At 55.7% G+C, this 18,155-nt stretch carries 17 protein-coding genes; 10 read left to right on the top strand and 7 right to left on the bottom strand.

Translation table 11 applies throughout. The annotated features are described in order from the left end of the window. Window positions 1-7: 7 nt before the first annotated feature. Window positions 8-1,288 carry a DUF445 domain-containing protein gene (locus ACR8BN_RS16755; RefSeq protein ID WP_115758367.1) on the top strand — a complete coding sequence of 427 codons (1,281 nt, stop codon included), beginning with the start codon at window positions 8-10 and terminating at the stop codon, window positions 1,286-1,288. Window positions 1,289-1,297: 9 nt separating this feature from the next. Here the strand turns inward: ACR8BN_RS16755 and ACR8BN_RS16760 are convergent, their stop codons facing one another. Next, window positions 1,298-2,206, bottom strand: coding sequence for a LysR family transcriptional regulator (locus tag ACR8BN_RS16760; RefSeq protein ID WP_083070279.1), 909 nt, complete (start codon window positions 2,204-2,206; stop codon window positions 1,298-1,300). 101 nt (window positions 2,207-2,307) lie between these two features. Between ACR8BN_RS16760 and ACR8BN_RS16765 the strand changes: the two genes are divergently transcribed. Then, window positions 2,308-2,943: an NADPH-dependent F420 reductase gene (locus tag ACR8BN_RS16765; RefSeq protein WP_434747146.1), complete on the top strand. Its 636-nt coding sequence runs from the start codon at window positions 2,308-2,310 to the stop codon at window positions 2,941-2,943. A gap of 157 nt (window positions 2,944-3,100) precedes the next feature. On the opposite strand, the gene lptG is transcribed toward ACR8BN_RS16765, so the two are convergent. After that, the gene (gene lptG / locus ACR8BN_RS16770; RefSeq protein ID WP_010251648.1) at window positions 3,101-4,177 is read right to left on the bottom strand and encodes an LPS export ABC transporter permease LptG; all 1,077 of its coding nucleotides are present in this window, start codon (window positions 4,175-4,177) and stop codon (window positions 3,101-3,103) included. After that, window positions 4,177-5,277: an LPS export ABC transporter permease LptF gene (lptF, locus tag ACR8BN_RS16775; RefSeq protein WP_031592614.1), complete on the bottom strand. Its 1,101-nt coding sequence runs from the start codon at window positions 5,275-5,277 to the stop codon at window positions 4,177-4,179. The genes lptG and lptF overlap by 1 nt, the downstream gene beginning before the upstream one ends. A 268-nt stretch (window positions 5,278-5,545) precedes the next feature. On the opposite strand from lptF, the gene pepA reads away from it, so the two are divergent. The 4 genes from pepA (at window position 5,546) to ACR8BN_RS16795 (ending at window position 11,031) form a co-directional block, all read left to right on the top strand. Next, window positions 5,546-7,057 (top strand): leucyl aminopeptidase, encoded by a 1,512-nt coding sequence (pepA, locus tag ACR8BN_RS16780; RefSeq protein WP_010251654.1) that lies wholly within the window; start codon window positions 5,546-5,548, stop codon window positions 7,055-7,057. Between the two features lie 65 nt (window positions 7,058-7,122). After that, the gene (locus tag ACR8BN_RS16785) at window positions 7,123-7,581 is read left to right on the top strand and encodes a DNA polymerase III subunit chi (protein ID WP_010251657.1); all 459 of its coding nucleotides are present in this window, start codon (window positions 7,123-7,125) and stop codon (window positions 7,579-7,581) included. 5 nt (window positions 7,582-7,586) lie between these two features. Then, window positions 7,587-10,442 (top strand): valine--tRNA ligase, encoded by a 2,856-nt coding sequence (locus ACR8BN_RS16790; RefSeq protein WP_115764716.1) that lies wholly within the window; start codon window positions 7,587-7,589, stop codon window positions 10,440-10,442. 79 nt (window positions 10,443-10,521) lie between these two features. Further along, window positions 10,522-11,031, top strand: coding sequence for a GNAT family N-acetyltransferase (locus tag ACR8BN_RS16795; protein ID WP_191939117.1), 510 nt, complete (start codon window positions 10,522-10,524; stop codon window positions 11,029-11,031). Here the strand turns inward: ACR8BN_RS16795 and ACR8BN_RS16800 are convergent. The 4 genes from ACR8BN_RS16800 to rraB form a co-directional block, all read right to left on the bottom strand. Next, entirely contained in the window at window positions 11,026-11,811 is a 786-nt protein-coding gene (locus tag ACR8BN_RS16800) for a histidine phosphatase family protein (RefSeq protein WP_434747147.1), read from the bottom strand. The two genes, ACR8BN_RS16795 and ACR8BN_RS16800, sit on opposite strands and share 6 nt — an antisense overlap. 10 nt (window positions 11,812-11,821) lie before the next feature. Beyond that, window positions 11,822-13,150 (bottom strand): hypothetical protein, encoded by a 1,329-nt coding sequence (locus ACR8BN_RS16805; protein WP_434747148.1) that lies wholly within the window; start codon window positions 13,148-13,150, stop codon window positions 11,822-11,824. Between the two features lie 371 nt (window positions 13,151-13,521). Beyond that, a complete protein-coding gene (miaE, locus tag ACR8BN_RS16810; protein WP_031592618.1) occupies window positions 13,522-14,283 on the bottom strand; it encodes a tRNA isopentenyl-2-thiomethyl-A-37 hydroxylase MiaE in 762 nt (253 codons plus the stop codon). 54 nt (window positions 14,284-14,337) lie between these two features. Then, the gene (gene rraB / locus ACR8BN_RS16815; RefSeq protein ID WP_010251675.1) at window positions 14,338-14,754 is read right to left on the bottom strand and encodes a ribonuclease E inhibitor RraB; all 417 of its coding nucleotides are present in this window, start codon (window positions 14,752-14,754) and stop codon (window positions 14,338-14,340) included. A gap of 160 nt (window positions 14,755-14,914) precedes the next feature. On the opposite strand from rraB, the gene argF reads away from it, so the two are divergent. The 4 genes from argF (at window position 14,915) to ridA (ending at window position 18,099) form a co-directional block, all read left to right on the top strand. Next, window positions 14,915-15,922 (top strand): ornithine carbamoyltransferase, encoded by a 1,008-nt coding sequence (gene argF / locus ACR8BN_RS16820; protein ID WP_434747149.1) that lies wholly within the window; start codon window positions 14,915-14,917, stop codon window positions 15,920-15,922. 305 nt (window positions 15,923-16,227) lie between these two features. Next, complete coding sequence (gene pyrB / locus ACR8BN_RS16825; protein ID WP_010251681.1) at window positions 16,228-17,163, top strand: aspartate carbamoyltransferase; 936 nt, start codon at window positions 16,228-16,230, stop codon at window positions 17,161-17,163. A gap of 12 nt (window positions 17,164-17,175) precedes the next feature. Then, window positions 17,176-17,640: an aspartate carbamoyltransferase regulatory subunit gene (gene pyrI, locus ACR8BN_RS16830; RefSeq protein WP_010251684.1), complete on the top strand. Its 465-nt coding sequence runs from the start codon at window positions 17,176-17,178 to the stop codon at window positions 17,638-17,640. A gap of 72 nt (window positions 17,641-17,712) precedes the next feature. Further along, window positions 17,713-18,099 carry a 2-iminobutanoate/2-iminopropanoate deaminase gene (gene ridA / locus ACR8BN_RS16835; protein ID WP_010251687.1) on the top strand — a complete coding sequence of 129 codons (387 nt, stop codon included), beginning with the start codon at window positions 17,713-17,715 and terminating at the stop codon, window positions 18,097-18,099. Window positions 18,100-18,155 lie beyond the last annotated feature (56 nt).

Here is an 18,155-nt window from a genome sequence, read left to right on the forward strand (position 1 = left end):
TCAGGATATGGATAAACAACACGAACTGAAACGGACGAAACGTCTGGCGCTGCTGCTGTTACTGCTGGCTGCAATTACCTTTATCGTTACGCTTTTTCTGCCGCCCGGCTTCTGGGTCAGCGGCGTAAAAGCGATTGCGGAAGCTGCGATGGTCGGCGCGCTGGCGGACTGGTTCGCGGTGGTCGCACTGTTCCGGCGCGTGCCGGTGCCCTTTATCTCGCGTCATACCGCCATCATTCCGCGCAACAAAGATCGTATCGGTGAAAACCTCGGTCGCTTTGTGCAGGAGAAGTTTCTTGATACCGACTCGCTGCTCAATCTGATTCGTCGTCACGATCCTTCCAGCCTGCTGGCGCAATGGCTGAATGCGCCCGGCAATGCTGACCGCATCGGACGTCATCTGCTGCAGGTCATGCGCGGCTTCCTTGATCTGACCGATGATGCGCGGATCCAGACCTTCATGCGCCGCGCAGTACATCGCGCCATCGACAAGGTCGATCTCAGCCAGACCAGCGCCCTGCTGCTGGAGAGCCTGACGAAAAACAACCGTCATCAGGCGCTGCTGGACGCGGCAATCGAACAGCTGCTGAAGCTGCTGCATAAGCCCAGTACCCGCGAGTTTATTGCCATGCAGCTGGTGCGCTGGCTCAAACGCGAGCATCCGATCAAAGCCAAAATGTTGCCGACCGAATGGCTGGGCGAGCACAGCGCCGAGCTGGTGGCAAACGCGGTCGATTCACTGCTGGATGATGTGGCGCTGGATCAGGGCCATGAGCTGCGCCTCGGCTTCAATCGGGCGGTCGACAAGCTGATCGTTAAACTGCAGAACGACCCGGAGATGGCAGAGCGTGCCGAGGAGATCAAAGGCTGGCTGAAAGAAGATGCCTCATTCAATCGCTACATCGGCGAGCTGTGGAATGATATGCGCAACTGGCTTAAGGCGGATCTCAGCAGCGATGACTCACGGGTGCAGGAGAAAGTGCGTGGTGCAGCATTGTGGCTGGGCGAAACCCTGGCGGCCGACCCGGCGCTGCGTGACTCGATGAATCAGCATCTGGAACAGGCCGCACGCAGCGTTGCACCCGAGTTTGCTGGCTTCCTGACGCGTCATATCAGCGACACCGTGAAGAGTTGGGATGCACGCGACATGTCGCAGCAGATCGAACTCAATATCGGTAAAGACCTGCAGTTTATCCGCATCAACGGCACGCTGGTTGGCGGCACCATCGGGCTGATTCTCTACCTGCTGTCGCAGCTGCCCCAGTTACTCCCGCTGCTGAGCCGATAACCGCCTGGTTTAGCCTGACGTGGGTGGATAGAGGCCAAACTCGGTAATAATGGCGCTAACAAAGCTGCGGATTTTCACCGTCTGGCGGCGGCCCGCCGGGATCAGCACATGCATGGGTCGTGCTGGCCCGGCATAATCGGGCAGCACCTGGACCAGCCGACCCTGTCTGATCTCTTCAGAGAGAATGGTGGCCGGCCCCAGGGTAATGCCATAACCCTCCAGCGCCGCATGCAGGAGCGCTTTCCAGTCATTTGATCGCATGCGCCCCTGCGGATGCACCTCTTCAACCTTACCGGCCTGGCTGAATACCCAGCGGCAGGGTTTTGAGGGCGACCAGATGCCATAAACGAGACAGGCGTGGTTCACCAGCTCCGCTGGCGTGGCGGGCACACCGTGCCGCGCCAGATAGGCTGGTGACGCGCAGGCTATCAGCCGGTAGGGCTGCAGTGGGTGGGCGATGATCGAACTGTCCGCCAGCGCGCCAATCCGGATCACCACTTCATAACCCTCTTCAAACGGATCGACCAGCCGATCGCTGAGTTCAAGATCGACCTGCGTTTCCGGAAACCGGTCAAGATAGCGGGTCACAAACGGCGCCAGGCTAAAAGAACCAAACGTGACCGGGGCGCTGACCTTCAGCGTACCGGACGGTCGCTGCTGCATATCCAGCGCAATCGCATCTGCTTCCTGCACCTCGGCCAGCACGATTTTACAGCGTTCGAAATAGTTGCGGCCCACATCCGTCAGGCTTTGCCGTCGGGTGGTGCGATGCAGAAGCAGCGTACCGAGATGCTTCTCCAGCATGGCGATATGCTTCGCCACCATCTGCGGTGAGATTTGCAAATGCCCGGCTGCGGCGGCAAACGAGCCCGATTCCGCGACGGTAACGAACACGTTCATGCTGGTAAGCCGATCCATGATTCCCTCCTGTTGGTTGTTTATATTGCGTCTGTTTGTCGATTTATTCACCCCCTGTTTTTAATTAAGGTCAGTGCGTGAAACTCATCGAGGAGCAACGTATGAAAATAGGCATTATTGGCGCAGGCTTTGTTGGCCGGGCGATTGCAAAACTGGCGATTCAGGCGGGACATCAGGTGATGCTCAGCAACTCGCGCGATCCACGAACGCTGTTCAGCCTGAAGCCGATGATTGGCTGTGAAACCGGCACCGCCACCGAGGCCGCAGAGTTCGGTGATGTGGTGGTGATTGCCGTGCCGCTCACGGCAACGGAACAACTTCCGGCCACAGAATTGCGGGGAAAAATCGTGCTTGATGCGGTCAATTACTATCCCGACCGCGATGGCGAAATTGAAGAGCTGCTCAATGGCCGCATCAGCACCAGTGAACGGCTTGCCCGCCTGCTTCCTGACAGCCGCATCACCAGGGCATTCAATGCCATCCGCATGACCGATCTTGAAACTCAGGGCCTGCCGCCGGGCGATGCTAACCGGCAGGCGTTACCGCTGGCGGGGGATGATAGCGAAGGGAAAGCGACCGCCACGGCATTATATGAAGCCTTTGGATTTGATGCGGTGGATGCGGGATCGTTAGCGGAAGGCTGGCGTTTCGAGCGTGCGACGCCCGCCTATTGCGTAGCACTCAATAAAGAGCAACTCATCAGGACATTGAAAGAGACGACCCGGCACTCCGCATAAACAGGGCGTCAGCGCAGAATAAAGCCGCTCCCCGCGCTGAAACCGACTCTTCCAGACGACGGCTAAACGTAAAGCGATAGGAGCCTGCTCTGAGCCTGAACACCGGTCACAAAAAAGGCCGCTTGCGCGGCCTTTTCTTTTACTGCATTCATTGCGCTTAGCGCCGCTTAATCAACATAAACATACTGATAGCGAAGAACGCAAAACTCGGCAGAATCGCTCCCAGAATCGGCGGCAGACCGTAAACCAGACTCAGCGGGCCAAAAATCTGGTCCAGCACGTAGAACAGGAAGCCAAAGCTGATACCGGTCACTACCCGCACACCCATCGACACGCTACGCAGCGGTCCGAAGATAAACGACAGCGCCATCAGCATCATCACCGCCACCGACAGCGGCTGGAAGATTTTGCTCCACATATTCAGCTGATAACGTCCCGATTCCTGGCCGCTCTGCTTCAGATATTTACTGTAGCTATGCAGACCGCGAATCGATAACGCGTCCGGATCCAGCGCAACCACACCCAGCTTGTCCGGCGTCAGATTGGTTTTCCACTCGCCACTCAGGCTCTGTGAACCGGTAATCTGTTTAGGATCGGTAAGGTTAGACTCATCAACCTGCGACAGTATCCAGCGCTTCTTAGCCGCATCCCAGGTCGCCGTCGCCGCGTAACGCACACTCTGCAGACGACGCTGATCGTTAAAGCTGTAGATGCTCACGCCATCAATTTCGTTGTCGCCTTTAATGCGCTCGATAAAGATAAAGCTATTGCCATCTTTCGCCCACAGACCGTTCTGCGTCGAGACCAGTGCGCCACCGTAAAGCTGCTGCGCCCGGTAATTACGCGCCATCTGCTCGCCCGACGGCGCAACAAACTCACCTATCGCCATGGTCAGCAACACCAGCGGAATCGCCGTTTTCATCACTGACAGCGCAACCTGCATGCGGGTAAAGCCCGCCGCCTGCATCACCACCAGTTCACTGCGCTGCGCCAGCGCGCCCAGTCCCAGCAGTGCACCCAACAGAGCCGCCATCGGGAAAAAGATCTCAATATCTTTGGGTACGCTCAGCAGGGTGTAGTAACCGGCACTCAGCGCGTTGTAGCTGCCCTGGCCGGTCTTGCGCAGCTGATCGACGAACTTGATGATGCCGGAAAGCGACACCAGCATGAACAGCGTCAGCATGATGGTATTGAAAATGGTTTTACCGATATAGCGGTCAAGTACGCGAAACATCAGACCGACCCTCCGCGGGTAAAGCGGGCGCGAATCCGACGCATCGGCACCGTATCCCACAGGTTAAGGAGCACCGCCAGCACCAGATAGCTGATATTTACAACCCACATCCAGAGCGCCGGATCGAGCCGCCCTTTCGCGCCGCTCGACTTCAGCGAACTCTGCAACAGGAAGAAAATCAGATAGAGCAGCATGGCGGGCAGCATAGACAGCACGCGCCCCTGACGTGGGTTCACCACGCTGAGCGGTACCACCATCAGCGCCATCACCAGCACCGCAAACACCAGCGTCAGACGCCAGTGCAGCTCGGCCTGAAACTCAGGTGTCTTGTTTGCGAACAGGTCGGTCAGACTCGCCTGTTCTGCATCGTTAGGATCGAGCGTTGCCGCTTTATAGCCTACGATTGCCTGATAATTGGTGAAGTCGGTGATACGGAAATCACGCAGCAGAGCGGTGCCCTCAAAACGGGTGCCTTTATCCAGCGTCACCACCTGCGAGCCATCTTTATGCTGCTCCATGTGACCGCTGTCAGCCAGCACCACTGAAGGACGCGCGTTACCTTTTGGCCGTAACTGCGCCAGGAACACGTTACCAAAGTTGTTGCCCTTCACATCCTCGACAAACAGCACGGCGCTGCCGTCGCTGGAGGTCTGGAACTGCCCGGCGGCCATTGCTGCCGCGCCCGGGTTCGCTTTGGCGTTCTGCGTCACCTCATCCTGATAGCGGGATGACCATGGTCCCAGCCAGATGACGTTCACGGCCGCTACTATCGAAGTAAACAGCATCAGCACCATCGCCGCTTTCACCAGGACGGCCTTACTCAGGCCGCAGGCGTGCATCACGGTAATTTCACTTTCCGTGTAGAGCCGCCCCAGCGTCATCAGGATCGCCAGAAACAGACTTAAGGGCAGTATAAGTTGTGCCATTTGAGGCACACCGAGTCCTAACAAGGTCAGAACGAGGTTTGTCGGCACTTCGCCATCCACCGCGGCACCCAGGATCCTGACTAACTTCTGACAAAAGAAGATGAGTAGCAGGATAAACAGGATAGCCAGCTGGCTTTTGAGCGTTTCCCGAACCAGATATCTAATGATGATCACGCTTAGTACGCCTGTGAAAACTTGTCTTTTTGCAGGAAAATCGCTAGTTTCAACGCTTATCAGCCATTTTTCTTCATCAATGGCCGTCGCCGTAGCTAAATTTGTATGAAAAACGCGTCCGGGTGGTGAAAAAACAACATCTTGTCACCCTGATTCATTATGACCTCCAGCAGCAGAATGTCATGCTGCGACGATGAATAAATGGGTCATGAGCGCGCTACATTCTAGCGGCAGCAGCGGCCGTTGTCTTTAAGATTCAGGAGAGTGCATGGAGTTCAGTGTAAAAAGCGGAAGCCCGGAAAAACAGCGCAGTGCCTGCATTGTCGTTGGCGTTTTCGAACCGCGTCGTCTGTCACCGATTGCCGAGCAGCTGGATAAAATCAGCGACGGCTACATCAGCGCCCTGCTGCGCCGCGGCGAGCTGGAAGGAAAAGTGGGCCAGACACTGCTGCTGCATCATGTGCCAAATATCCTGTCCGAGCGTATTCTGCTGATTGGCTGCGGTAAAGAGCGTGAGCTGGATGAACGCCAGTACAAGCAGGTCATTCAGAAAACCATTAACACGCTCAACGACACCGGCTCAATGGAAGCGGTCTGCTTCCTGACCGAACTGCATGTCAAAGGCCGCAACACCTACTGGAAAGTGCGTCAGGCAGTAGAGACCTCCAAAGAGGCGCTCTACAACTTTGACCAGCTGAAAAGTAACAAAGCGGAGCCACGTCGTCCGCTGCGCAAGCTGGTCTTTAACGTGCCGACCCGCCGTGAACTCACCAGCGGCGAACGGGCGATCCAGCATGGATTAGCAGTCGCGGCAGGTATGAAAGCGGCTAAAGATCTCGGCAACATGCCACCTAATATCTGTAACGCCGCCTATCTGGCGTCACAGGCGCGTCAGCTGGCCGATGCCTTCAGCAAAAATGTCACCACCCGCGTCATTGGTGAACAGCAGATGAAAGAGCTGGGCATGAACGCCTATCTCGCGGTCGGGGCCGGTTCGCAAAACGAATCGCTGATGTCGGTAATTGAATACAAAGGCAATCCGGATGCGGAAGCACGTCCGATTGTGCTGGTGGGTAAAGGGCTGACCTTTGACTCCGGCGGCATCTCCATCAAGCCTGCCGACAGCATGGACGAAATGAAGTATGACATGTGCGGCGCGGCGGCCGTCTATGGCGTAATGCGTATGGTGGCAGAGCTGAATCTGCCGCTGAACGTGGTCGGCGTGCTGGCAGGCTGTGAAAACATGCCGGATGGCCGGTCGATGCGTCCGGGCGATGTGCTGACCACCATGTCCGGCCAGACGGTTGAGGTGCTGAACACCGACGCCGAAGGTCGCCTGGTACTGTGCGATGCGCTGACCTACGTCGAACGTTTCGATCCGGAAGTGGTGATTGACGTGGCGACGCTGACCGGTGCCTGCGTGATTGCCCTGGGTCATCACATCAGCGGCCTGCTGTCGAACCACAATCCGCTGGCGCATGAGCTGATCAGCGCCTCGGAGCAGTCAGGCGATCGCGCCTGGCGTCTGCCGATGGCGGATGAGTTCCAGGAGCAGCTGGAGTCCAACTTTGCCGATATGGCGAACATTGGTGGCCGTCCCGGCGGCGCGATTACCGCCGCCTGCTTCCTGGCACGCTTTGCCCGCAAATATAACTGGGCACACCTGGATATCGCCGGTACCGCCTGGCGCTCCGGCAAGGCCAAAGGCGCCACCGGACGTCCGGTGCCGATGCTGTCGCAATTTCTGTTGAATCGGGCAGGATTGAACGGCGACGATTAAGCGCCCTCTTTTCTGACAGCAAGGGCGGATGTCATTCCGCCCTTGATCTTCTGATGAGCAAACCGATGAAAAACGCAACCTTCTACGTGCTGGAAACCGATGCAACGAGCGATGGCCTTAGCGCCGTTGAAGCGCTGGTGTGCAATCTGGCGGAAACACGCTGGCGGGCCGGAAAGCGGGTGTTGATCGCCTGCGAAGATGAACAGCAAGCCATTCGTCTCGACGAAGCGCTGTGGCAACGACCGGCAAACGCCTTCGTGCCGCATAACCTGGCGGGTGAAGGCCCGCGCTACGGTGCGCCGGTTGAGCTGGCCTGGCCACAGCGTCGCGGCAGTTCACCGCGTGACCTGCTGATTAGCCTGCTGCCCCACTTCGCAGATTTTGCTACTGCTTTCCATGAAGTGATAGACTTCGTTCCTTACGAAGACACGCTCAAACAACTGGCGCGCGACCGCTATAAAGCGTATCGCAGCGTTGGATTCCAATTGAATACGGCAGCGCCACCACAGCCGCAAACGACATAGCAGAAATGGAAAAGACATATAACCCGCAAGATATCGAGCAGCCGCTTTACGAGCATTGGGAAAAGCAGGGCTACTTCAAACCGAATGGCGATACCAGCCAGGAAAGCTTTTGCATCATGATCCCGCCGCCGAACGTCACCGGTAGCTTGCACATGGGTCACGCCTTCCAGCAAACCATCATGGACACCATGATCCGTTACCAGCGCATGCAGGGGAAAAATACCCTGTGGCAGGCGGGTACTGACCACGCGGGCATCGCCACGCAGATGGTGGTTGAGCGCAAAATTGCGGCTGAAGAGGGCAAGACGCGCCAGGACTATGGCCGTGATGCGTTCATCGACAAAATCTGGCAGTGGAAAGCAGAGTCCGGCGGCACCATCACCCGCCAGATGCGCCGTCTGGGCAACTCCGTCGACTGGGAGCGCGAGCGCTTCACCATGGACGATGGCCTTTCCAACGCCGTGAAAGAGGTGTTTGTTCGCCTCTATAAAGAGAACCTGATCTACCGTGGCAAACGCCTGGTGAACTGGGATCCAAAACTGCGTACCGCAATCTCCGATCTGGAAGTGGAAAACCGCGAGAGCAAAGGCTCCATGTGGCATATCCGCTATCCACTGGCTGACGGCGCAAAAACCGCCGACGGTAAAGATTATCTGGTGGTCGCCACCACGCGTCCGGAAACCCTGCTGGGCGATACCGGCGTCGCCGTTAACCCGGAAGATCCACGTTACAAAGATCTGATCGGCAAATTTGTGATGTTGCCGCTGGTTGGCCGCCTGATCCCTATCGTTGGCGACGAACATGCCGACATGGAAAAAGGCACCGGCTGCGTCAAGATCACCCCGGCGCATGACTTCAACGACTATGAAGTCGGCCGTCGTCACAAACTGCCGATGATCAATATCCTGACTTTCGACGGCGATATCCGCGACCGTGCTCAGGTGTATGACACCAATGGCGAAGCCAGCGATGCCTGTTCCGATGAGATCCCGGCGGCTTTCCAGAACATGGAACGCTTCGCGGCGCGTAAAGCGATTGTTGCCGCTGTCGATGAACTCGGTCTGCTTGAAGAGATCAAACCTCACGATCTGACCGTGCCTTACGGCGACCGTGGCGGCGTGGTTATCGAGCCGATGCTGACTGATCAGTGGTATGTGCGTACCGCACCGCTGGCGAAAGTCGCGGTTGAAGCCGTTGAAAACGGCGACATCCAGTTTGTACCGAAGCAGTACGAAAACATGTACTTCTCCTGGATGCGCGATATTCAGGACTGGTGTATCTCCCGTCAGCTCTGGTGGGGTCACCGCATCCCGGCGTGGTATGACGACAACGGTAACGTCTACGTCGGCCGCACCGAAGACGAAGTGCGCGCCGAGAATAACCTGGCCGCCGATGTGGCGCTGCGTCAGGATGATGACGTGCTGGATACCTGGTTCTCCTCAGGTCTGTGGACCTTCTCCACCCTGGGCTGGCCGGAAAACACCGAAGCGCTGCGTACTTTCCATCCGACCAGTGTGCTGGTCAGCGGCTTCGACATCATCTTCTTCTGGATTGCCCGCATGATCATGCTGACCATGCACTTCATCAAAGATGAAAACGGCAAACCACAGGTACCGTTTAAAACCGTCTACATGACCGGTCTGATCCGTGATGAAGAAGGTCAGAAGATGTCGAAATCCAAGGGCAACGTGATTGACCCGCTGGATATGGTCGACGGCATTTCGCTGGAAGCACTGCTGGAAAAACGCACCGGCAACATGATGCAGCCACAGCTGGCGGAGAAAATCCGCAAACGTACCGAGAAGCAGTTCCCGGACGGCATCGAGCCATCAGGCACCGATGCGCTGCGTTTCACCCTGGCGGCACTGGCCTCTACCGGTCGCGACATCAACTGGGACATGAAGCGCCTGGAAGGCTATCGCAACTTCTGTAACAAGCTGTGGAACGCCAGCCGCTTTGTGCTGATGAACACCGAAGATCAGGATTGTGGACAGAATGGCGGCGAAATGACGCTGTCGCTGGCAGATCGCTGGATCCTGACCGAGTTCAACAACACGGTGAAAGCGTACCGTGAAGCGCTGGATAGCTACCGTTTCGATATCGCGGCTAACCTGCTGTATGACTTCACCTGGAACCAGTTCTGCGACTGGTATCTGGAGCTGACCAAGCCGGTAATGAACAGCGGCAGTGAATCTGAACTGCGTGGCACCCGTCATACGCTGGTTCACGTGCTGGAGGCGCTGCTGCGTCTGGCGCATCCGATCATTCCGTTTATCACTGAAACCATCTGGCAGCGCGTGAAGGGGCTGAAAAATATCAGCGACGACACCATCATGCTGCAGCCTTTCCCGCAGTACGATGCGGCGAAAGAAGATGCCGAAGCGAAAGCGGATATCGAGTGGATGAAACAGGCGATCGTCGCAGTGCGTAATATCCGTGCCGAGATGAACATCGCACTGAGCAAGCCGCTGGATGTGTTGCTGCGTGACTGCTCGCCTGCGGCGCTGCGTCGCGTTGAAGCCAACCGCAACTTCCTGTCGCGCCTGGCGCGTCTGGAAAGCCTGACCATTCTGCCTGCGGGCGAGAAAGGTCCGGTGTCGGTGACCAAACTGGTTGAAGGCGCAGAGCTGTTGATCCCGATGGCGGATCTGGTGGATAAAACCGCCGAGCTGGAGCGTCTGGCGAAAGAGCTGGTTAAGCTGGATGTGGAAATCGAGAAGATCGAGACCAAGCTGGCGAATGAAGGCTTTGTTTCGCGTGCTCCGGAAGCGGTAGTGGCGAAAGAGCGCGAACGCGTAGCGGACCTGCAACAATCAAAAGCAAAACTGATTGAACAGCAGGCGGTCATTGCGGCATTGTAAGCGTCTTAGCTGACAGCTTATTCATAAAGCCGGGCTTGCCCGGCTTTTTTATTGACCTCGTACAAATCCGGAAGAGATGATGACGACCAGCGCCACCCCGCGTATTAACCTCCAGGTGCGGCCGATTACTGCCGCCGATAATCCGCATATCGCCCAGGTGATCCGCGATGTTTCCGCGGAATTCGGCCTGACGGCTGACAAGGGCTACACCGTTTCCGATCCGCAGCTCGACCAGCTGTTTGAGCTCTACAGTGCCGAACAGAGCGCCTACTGGATTGTTGAGTATCAGGGCAAGGTGGTCGGCGGCGGCGGTGTTGCGCCGCTCGCCTGCAGCGCGCCCGATATCTGCGAACTGCAAAAGATGTACTTTCTGCCAGAGGTGCGCGGTCAGGGTCTGGCACGCGAACTGGCGCTGCGGGCGATAGAACATGCACGCAGCCACGGTTTCCGTCGCTGCTATCTGGAAACCACCGCCAGCCTGACGCGGGCCATTAAACTTTATGAGTCACTTGGCTTCGAGCATATCGACAGCGCGATGGGCTGCACAGGCCATGTCGACTGCGAAGTGCGTATGTTGCGGAAGTTATAAGCCGCGCGCGATGTAACTCATGTCGTTGATGGATTCAATCACGAACTCCCCGCTATCGGTATAGCGCAGCCGGGTTACGCTCGCATTGTCCAGCGGCTGATTTAACGAGGTATCGCCAAGCGCCTGCAGTAGCGTTGAAATCGCCATGCCGTGCGTGACCACCAGAACGTTACCGCCTCCCTGCTGCTGTGCCTGCTGCGCTATCCGGGTCAGGCTATCCACCATTCGCTTTGCCACCTGCTGATAGCTTTCGGCCATTCCTGCCGATTTAATGCCTTCAAGTGACGACGTGCCGGACGCTTCCGCCTGGTGGATAGCGTCTATCATCCGATCGATATGAATCTTTCCGTCGGCAAATGCCTTCATTAGCGCCGTTTCGGAGGCAAAACCGGCCTGCCGGGCGGCGGCGTCCCACATATTCTTATCCAGATCGCCTTCATACAGGCCAAAGCCCACTTCCCGCAACCCTCTCCGCTCGTTTAACGGTAGTGGTGTTTTCCATTCATGCATAACCAGCTGCGCGGTTTCTCTCGCTCTGCCAGCATCGCTGGACCAGACGGCGATAAACGGGATCGTCTGCAGACCGCGTCCCAGCTTTTGCGCCACCTCTACGCCTGCTGGCGTTAGCGGGGTATCTGCCCATCCCTGCGCGCGATGCACCGTGTTGAACATCGTTTTACCATGCCGCGTAACATAGAGAGTGACATCGGCGGCGAAGGCTTCGCCTGCGACAGCCCCAACCACAATAAGAATCAGCAACGTTTTAACTAATCTCTTCATCGTATTTTCCTTATCTGAACAGGTTTAATTTATACTCAACCGCGATCTCTGCAGAAAGGCTGGGAGAACGCATATATTTTCCTTGCGCATTAAAAACCGGCGTTTCTTTATTATTCTTATATGACCAGCCATAACCGAATAGCGTAAAGACCGATAAATTCTTCAGGAGCGGATGGGGTTCGTTGAAACGGTTGATGAGCGAGACCTCCCCCGTACGAATACGCGTATTACGGAAGTTGAACTGTCCATAGTTAATCTGAAACCCGCTAAACACACCGGGTAAAATTTCATACTCAGTCTGCGAAACCAGCGCCAGTTCTTTGTCACGGGTATAATCTTTTCCGGCAGAGGTCAGGGCGTTGAAACGCCCACGGGTATTTTTTGTCAGCGGACGCACATAATATCCCACCGCATTATGTTTGGGCGCCGAAGTCCAGGCGGCAGCGAATTTCTGCGTCCATCTGTCATTAATCCAGTCTGCTTCACCGACATAGTGCCACGCGTGGTTATCGAACGATCTTTTGCTGGCGGCCATGCTTTTATAATTTCCCAGCCCCTGACTGCCATAAATTTGAGAGGACAAGCGCCAGTTCGGCGAGAGCGAGTAATTCACATCGATAAAATGACGCCGCTGGTAGGCTTCCGCTTCGCCAAATGCGTAGGCGAGACGTCCGCGATTACCGGTATAGCTCAGTGCGCCGGTATAGATCGCATTAATTTTTCGTCGGTCCTGAGTTTGCAGGGCAAGACTCTCCGGCGAGTCGTGGCGAAGCGTTTTTGTCACGTACGCCAAATCCAGCCGTACCTTCTGCACGTTCAGCGCGCCGCTATAGCCTGAGTAACTGTTGCGTGACAAGCGATCCGTGGTGGTCAGCACGCCGATGTTTTTTAACTCCTGCCAGCCTGCTTTTCCATTAAATCCCGCGTGCCCGTCGCCCAGCTTCACTTTCAGATAGCGTTCACCAAACTTGCTGAAGCCGTGCGCGTCAGCTTTTTGCTGATGTCCGCCGCTGTCGTAAAGCAGGCCGCGCGTGGCAAAGTAGTCGCTGGCTCCCAGCCTGATCGCTCGGGTATAAGTTGCATCGAAACCCAGCCAGTCCCACTGATAGCCGGAACGAAAATTCAGGCTTGCCGCCTGTCCCCAGGCATTATGAACAGCGGTAGGCTGCGCTTCATTTTCCTTGAGATATTTCCAGTGATTACGCAGTCTGAGATCGAGTTGCGAATCACGCAGGAAAGCATTATCAGAGAACGATAATGCGTCGGAAAAGTCAGCCCATGCGTCATATGGCTGCAAAAACAGTAAAATAAATAACGGAATACAGCGCTTTCCCTTCATTTTTATGACTCCTTCCATTAAATGCCTGTTAGCAATAACTGGACGCCCGAAAAAAGTCGCTGATTCTTTTCCCCGGCTATACCCGGTGCAAAAAAAACCTGATTCACAACCCTCTCTGGCAAAGAGGAATTATGAATCAGGTTTTGCTTGAAAAATAACAACCCTAATCCGGCAAGAGCACTATAGTTATTCCTAAAAGAAAAAACAGAAGAGATAAAATATTCTGTGAGGAGTGACTCAAATTATATTTATCGGAAGTAACGCATTCACATTAGACTAATAGTTAATATTTATCTTTTTATTATTAATAAAATCAACCCGGTTCAATATAAAAAAATAAACGGCCATCGTAAGAGCGCCGTTTACTGTTATCAGAACGCCGGTACGCCGCTGTGAAAGCGTAATTCGTTGTCAGGTTCGCTGATTAACCGCCCTTCTGTTGCCCCAATTGCCTTCACCCGCGGCGTAATATCTCTGGTGGCAATCTGCGCCGCCAGGGTTAAATAGTCCTGATAATGCCGCGCCTCTGAGCGCAGCAGCGACAGATAGAACTTCGCCAGTTCGTCATCAAGATAAGGTGCCAGACTGGCGAAACGCTCGCAGGAGCGCGCCTCGATGTAAGCACCGCATATCAGCTTATCCACCAGCGTTTCCGGTTCATGGGTGGTGACTTCGCGCAGCAGCGATTTGGCATAGCGGCTGGAGGTGATCTTCTGATAGACCAGCCCGCGCGACTGCATAATTTCCCACACCTGATAGAAGTGATGCAGCTCCTCTTTAATCAGCAGCACCATCTTCTCCACCAGTTCATCCGCCCACGGCAGCGCATTGCGCACGATGATACGTTTCGTGAGGTTCTTATGGGCGTTGATAAAGTCGCTGTCACCATCTTCGCGGAAGATAAAATCTTCATAGGGTTTCAGCCATGCCAGAATGGCGTCGCCGCTGGGTTTGTCGGCAACATATTTGCGGATCAACCACACCGCGGTCTGCGCGGCTTTCAGTTCGCACACCAGATGGTCGGTTAACAGCAGGGTCAGATTTTCCGGCTTGCGCGCCTCATCAATCCAGGCCTGTGGCGTGCGGCAGTGCAGAAACTGATAGATTGGTTCAAGTAAGGGTGCGTAGTTCATGATGTTAAAACAGGTGGCAGGGGTGACAGGCGGAGAACTCTCCGCCCCGGCTACTTAGTGGCGAATACCATCATCATCTTCATCTTCGATGGCGTCGTCATCTTCATCTTCGGCATCGGGATCTTCAAAATAGGTGCCCCAGCCGTCGTAATCGACGTTGTACTTACCAATCAGATTCACCAGCTGCTCAACCTGCACATCGATCAGTTCAGGCTTCAGGGCGGATTCGCTGATGATGTCGACGCACATCACGGTGGTGCCATCTTCCAGCTCCAGCTCTTCCGGCTCGGTTACTTCATAACCCAGCTTGAATGCATCAACGGCCGCTTTTTCCAGCGAATCAAAATTATTGCATGAGAGATGGTGCTCGATGGTATAGAGCGCATCAGGATCGCTGCCATCCTCCAGCAGCTCTTCGATAATCTGCCGCGTCTCTTCCTGCTGCTCTTCCAGTAATGCTTCATATGCCATGACGATATCCTCTCTGAGTTCGGCAATAATCAATTATTTTCCCATACTGCCCGTCGCGCCACTACACAAAACGAAAAGTTTATTAGCCCTGCACTTGAAAATGCATATTCATACGGTTAGATTGAATTTTAATTCACTTTAATGATTACCGGAGTGTTGTATGAGTCAGCTGTATCAGCGCCATTTCCTCAGGCTTCTGGATTTTACGCCCGCCGAGATTGATCACCTGCTTACCCTTTCCGCGGAATTGAAACAGGCCAAAAAAAGCGCCCAGGAAGTGCAGCATCTGAAAGGTAAAAATATCGCGCTCATCTTCGAAAAAGACTCGACCCGTACCCGATGCTCTTTCGAAGTTGCCGCTTACGATCAGGGTGCGAACGTCACCTATCTTGGCCCGAGTGGCAGCCAGATCGGCCATAAAGAGTCGATGCGCGATACCGCGCGGGTGCTGGGCCGGATGTTCGATGGCATTCAGTATCGCGGTTACGGTCAGGAACTGGTGGAAACGCTGGCGGAACATGCCGGTGTGCCGGTGTGGAACGGTCTGACCACCGAGTTTCATCCGACCCAGCTGCTGGCCGATCTGCTGACCATGCAGGAGCATCTGCCAGGCAAAAAGCTCAGCGAGATGGCGCTGGTTTATGTAGGTGATGCGCGTAACAACATGGGTAACACCATGCTGGAAGCCGCCGCACAGGTGGGGCTGGATCTGCGTCTGGTGGCACCGAAGAGCTGCTGGCCAGAGGAGCAACTGGTGGCGCAGTGCCGTGAAGCTGCGCAGCAGACCGGCGGGAAAATCACCCTCACCGAACATATTGCCGACGGCGTGAAAGGCGCTGACTTTATCTACACCGATGTCTGGGTGTCGATGGGCGAAGCCAAAGCGGTGTGGGCCGAGCGTATCGCGCTGCTGCGTGACTATCAGGTGAATCGGGCGATGCTCGATCTGACCGGCAACCCGCAGGTTAAATTCCTGCACTGCCTGCCCGCCTTCCACGACGATCAGACCACGCTGGGCCAGCAGATGGCGGAACAGTACGATCTGCCCAACGGCATGGAAGTGAGCAATGAGGTGTTTGAGTCACCACACAGCATTGTGTTCGACCAGGCCGAGAACCGGATGCACACGATTAAAGCGGTAATGGTGGCCACACTGGGCCAGCGCTGACCGCGCAGCTGAGGACGCTGAGTCGCGCCCGCTCATAGCGGGCGATTCACCGTCTGATCTGGCCCGGCCTCTGATCGGCCAGGCAGGCGCAAACGTTTTCCTCTTGCTGCCCCACCGCGAACGGGTATAATGCGGCCCAATTTGCCGGAGGAAATATGCTACAGCACAGCGGACAATTTGACGCTCAATCACGCCTGACCGCAGGCGGTGCTACTGTTTCTTTCGGTCATCGACCCGATCTTAAAAAAGCCCCTTAAGCAGGGGCTTTTTTTTGTCCGCAATCCGGCCGCGCAGAGGAGAAAGCTATGGCTAACCCGCTATATCGCAAACACATTATTTCAATTAACGACCTCAGTCGTGAAGAGCTGGAACTGGCGTTGCACACCGCCGCAAAGCTTAAAGCCCATCCGCAGCCGGAACTGCTGAAGCACAAGGTTATCGCCAGCTGCTTCTTTGAGGCGTCGACCCGTACCCGCCTGTCGTTTGAAACCGCAATTCATCGCCTCGGCGCGTCAGCGGTGGGCTTTGCTGACGGCAGTAATACGTCGCTGGGCAAAAAAGGCGAAACCCTGGCCGACACCATTTCAGTGATTAGCACCTACGTCGATGCGATCGTGATGCGTCACCCGCAGGAAGGCGCGGCGCGGCTGGCGACCGAGTTCTCCGGCGGCATCCCGATTCTCAACGCCGGTGACGGCGCGAACCAGCATCCGACCCAGACGCTGCTTGATCTCTTTACCATTCAGGAGACGCAGAGCCGTCTTAATCAGCTGAATGTGGCGATGGTCGGCGACCTGAAGTATGGCCGAACCGTCCACTCCCTGACCCAGGCGCTGGCGAAGTTTGACGGCAACCGCTTCTTCTTTATCGCGCCCGATGCGCTGGCGATGCCGGCCTATATCACCGACATGCTGGATGAGAAGAATATCAGCTGGTCACGTCACGACAGCTTTGAAGAGGTGATGCCGCAGCTCGATATCCTCTACATGACGCGGGTGCAGAAAGAGCGGCTCGATCCGTCAGAATATGCCAACGTCAAAGCGCAGTTCATTCTGCGCGCCGCCGATCTCGCTACGGCGCGCGACAATATGAAGGTACTGCACCCGCTGCCGCGCATCGACGAAATCACCACCGATGTCGATAAAACTCCGTATGCCTGGTATTTCCAGCAGGCGGGTAACGGCATCTATGCGCGCCAGGCTCTGCTGGCACTGGTTTTAAACAGCGAACTCGCCCTGTAAGGAGATACCCCCATGACGCAGGACAACAAACTGCAGGTCGAAGCGATCAAACGCGGCACGGTCATCGACCATATTCCGGCGCAGATCGGCTTTAAATTGCTCTCCCTGTTCCGGCTGACCGAAACCGATCAGCGGATTACCATTGGCCTGAATCTGCCCTCGGGTGAGATGGGCCGCAAAGATCTGATCAAGATTGAGAACACCTTTCTCACCGACGATCAGGTGAATCAGCTGGCGGTCTATGCGCCCCATGCCACGGTCAACCGCATCGACGACTATGAAGTAGTGGCGAAGATAGCCCCGACGCTGCCGGACCACGTTGAACGGGTACTGACCTGCCCGAACAGCAACTGCATCAGCCGCAGCGAGCCGGTCTTCTCCAGCTTTGCCGTGAAGCAGCGCGCCGACGATGTGCATCTGAAGTGCAAATATTGCGAAAAAGAGTTCGCCCGCCATGTGGTGCTGGGTCACTGGTAATCGCCCTGCCCGACCTTATAATGGGCAACACCGGCGGCATCGCCGCCTGACGACGTAATCAAAGGAGCAATGATGTCTCGTGAAATCAGTACTGAAAAAGCCCCTGCCGCTATCGGCCCCTATGTTCAGGGTGTCGATCTGGGCAGCATGATCATCACCTCTGGCCAGATCCCGGTGGATCCGGCGACTGGCCAGGTGGCGGATGACGTTGCCGCACAGGCGCGTCAGTCACTGGAAAATGTGAAGGCGATTGTTGAAGCAGCGGGTCTGAAGGTCGGCGACATCGTGAAGACCACGGTGTTCGTGAAAGACTTAAATGACTTCGCCACGGTCAATGCGGCTTATGAGGCGTTTTTCACCGAGCATGAAGCTCACTTCCCGGCGCGTTCCTGTGTCGAAGTGGCGCGTCTGCCAAAAGATGTGAAGATCGAAATCGAAGCGATTGCCCTTCGTCGCTAATCTCCGTTGTTAACATCTATTGTTAACGAGGGCGCCCGCCTCTCTCCGGCTATCCC

The sequence above is a fragment of the Pantoea sp. Lu_F5_004 genome, from assembly GCF_051136245.1.
Classification (GTDB): Bacteria; Pseudomonadota; Gammaproteobacteria; order Enterobacterales; family Enterobacteriaceae; genus Pantoea; species Pantoea agglomerans.

Excerpts from the sequence above, each read along its gene's own strand:
- ACR8BN_RS16755 (WP_115758367.1), top strand. The coding sequence starts at position 8 with ATGGATAAACAACACGAACTGAAACGGACGAAACGTCTGGCGCTGCTG.
- ACR8BN_RS16760 (WP_083070279.1), bottom strand. The coding sequence starts at position 2,206 with ATGGATCGGCTTACCAGCATGAACGTGTTCGTTACCGTCGCGGAATCG.
- ACR8BN_RS16765 (WP_434747146.1), top strand. The coding sequence starts at position 2,308 with ATGAAAATAGGCATTATTGGCGCAGGCTTTGTTGGCCGGGCGATTGCA.
- lptG (WP_010251648.1), bottom strand. The coding sequence starts at position 4,177 with ATGTTTCGCGTACTTGACCGCTATATCGGTAAAACCATTTTCAATACC.
- pepA (WP_010251654.1), top strand. The coding sequence starts at position 5,546 with ATGGAGTTCAGTGTAAAAAGCGGAAGCCCGGAAAAACAGCGCAGTGCC.
- ACR8BN_RS16785 (WP_010251657.1), top strand. The coding sequence starts at position 7,123 with ATGAAAAACGCAACCTTCTACGTGCTGGAAACCGATGCAACGAGCGAT.
- ACR8BN_RS16790 (WP_115764716.1), top strand. The coding sequence starts at position 7,587 with ATGGAAAAGACATATAACCCGCAAGATATCGAGCAGCCGCTTTACGAG.
- ACR8BN_RS16795 (WP_191939117.1), top strand. The coding sequence starts at position 10,522 with ATGACGACCAGCGCCACCCCGCGTATTAACCTCCAGGTGCGGCCGATT.
- ACR8BN_RS16800 (WP_434747147.1), bottom strand. The coding sequence starts at position 11,811 with ATGAAGAGATTAGTTAAAACGTTGCTGATTCTTATTGTGGTTGGGGCT.
- ACR8BN_RS16805 (WP_434747148.1), bottom strand. The coding sequence starts at position 13,150 with ATGAAGGGAAAGCGCTGTATTCCGTTATTTATTTTACTGTTTTTGCAG.
- miaE (WP_031592618.1), bottom strand. The coding sequence starts at position 14,283 with ATGAACTACGCACCCTTACTTGAACCAATCTATCAGTTTCTGCACTGC.
- rraB (WP_010251675.1), bottom strand. The coding sequence starts at position 14,754 with ATGGCATATGAAGCATTACTGGAAGAGCAGCAGGAAGAGACGCGGCAG.
- argF (WP_434747149.1), top strand. The coding sequence starts at position 14,915 with ATGAGTCAGCTGTATCAGCGCCATTTCCTCAGGCTTCTGGATTTTACG.
- pyrB (WP_010251681.1), top strand. The coding sequence starts at position 16,228 with ATGGCTAACCCGCTATATCGCAAACACATTATTTCAATTAACGACCTC.
- pyrI (WP_010251684.1), top strand. The coding sequence starts at position 17,176 with ATGACGCAGGACAACAAACTGCAGGTCGAAGCGATCAAACGCGGCACG.
- ridA (WP_010251687.1), top strand. The coding sequence starts at position 17,713 with ATGTCTCGTGAAATCAGTACTGAAAAAGCCCCTGCCGCTATCGGCCCC.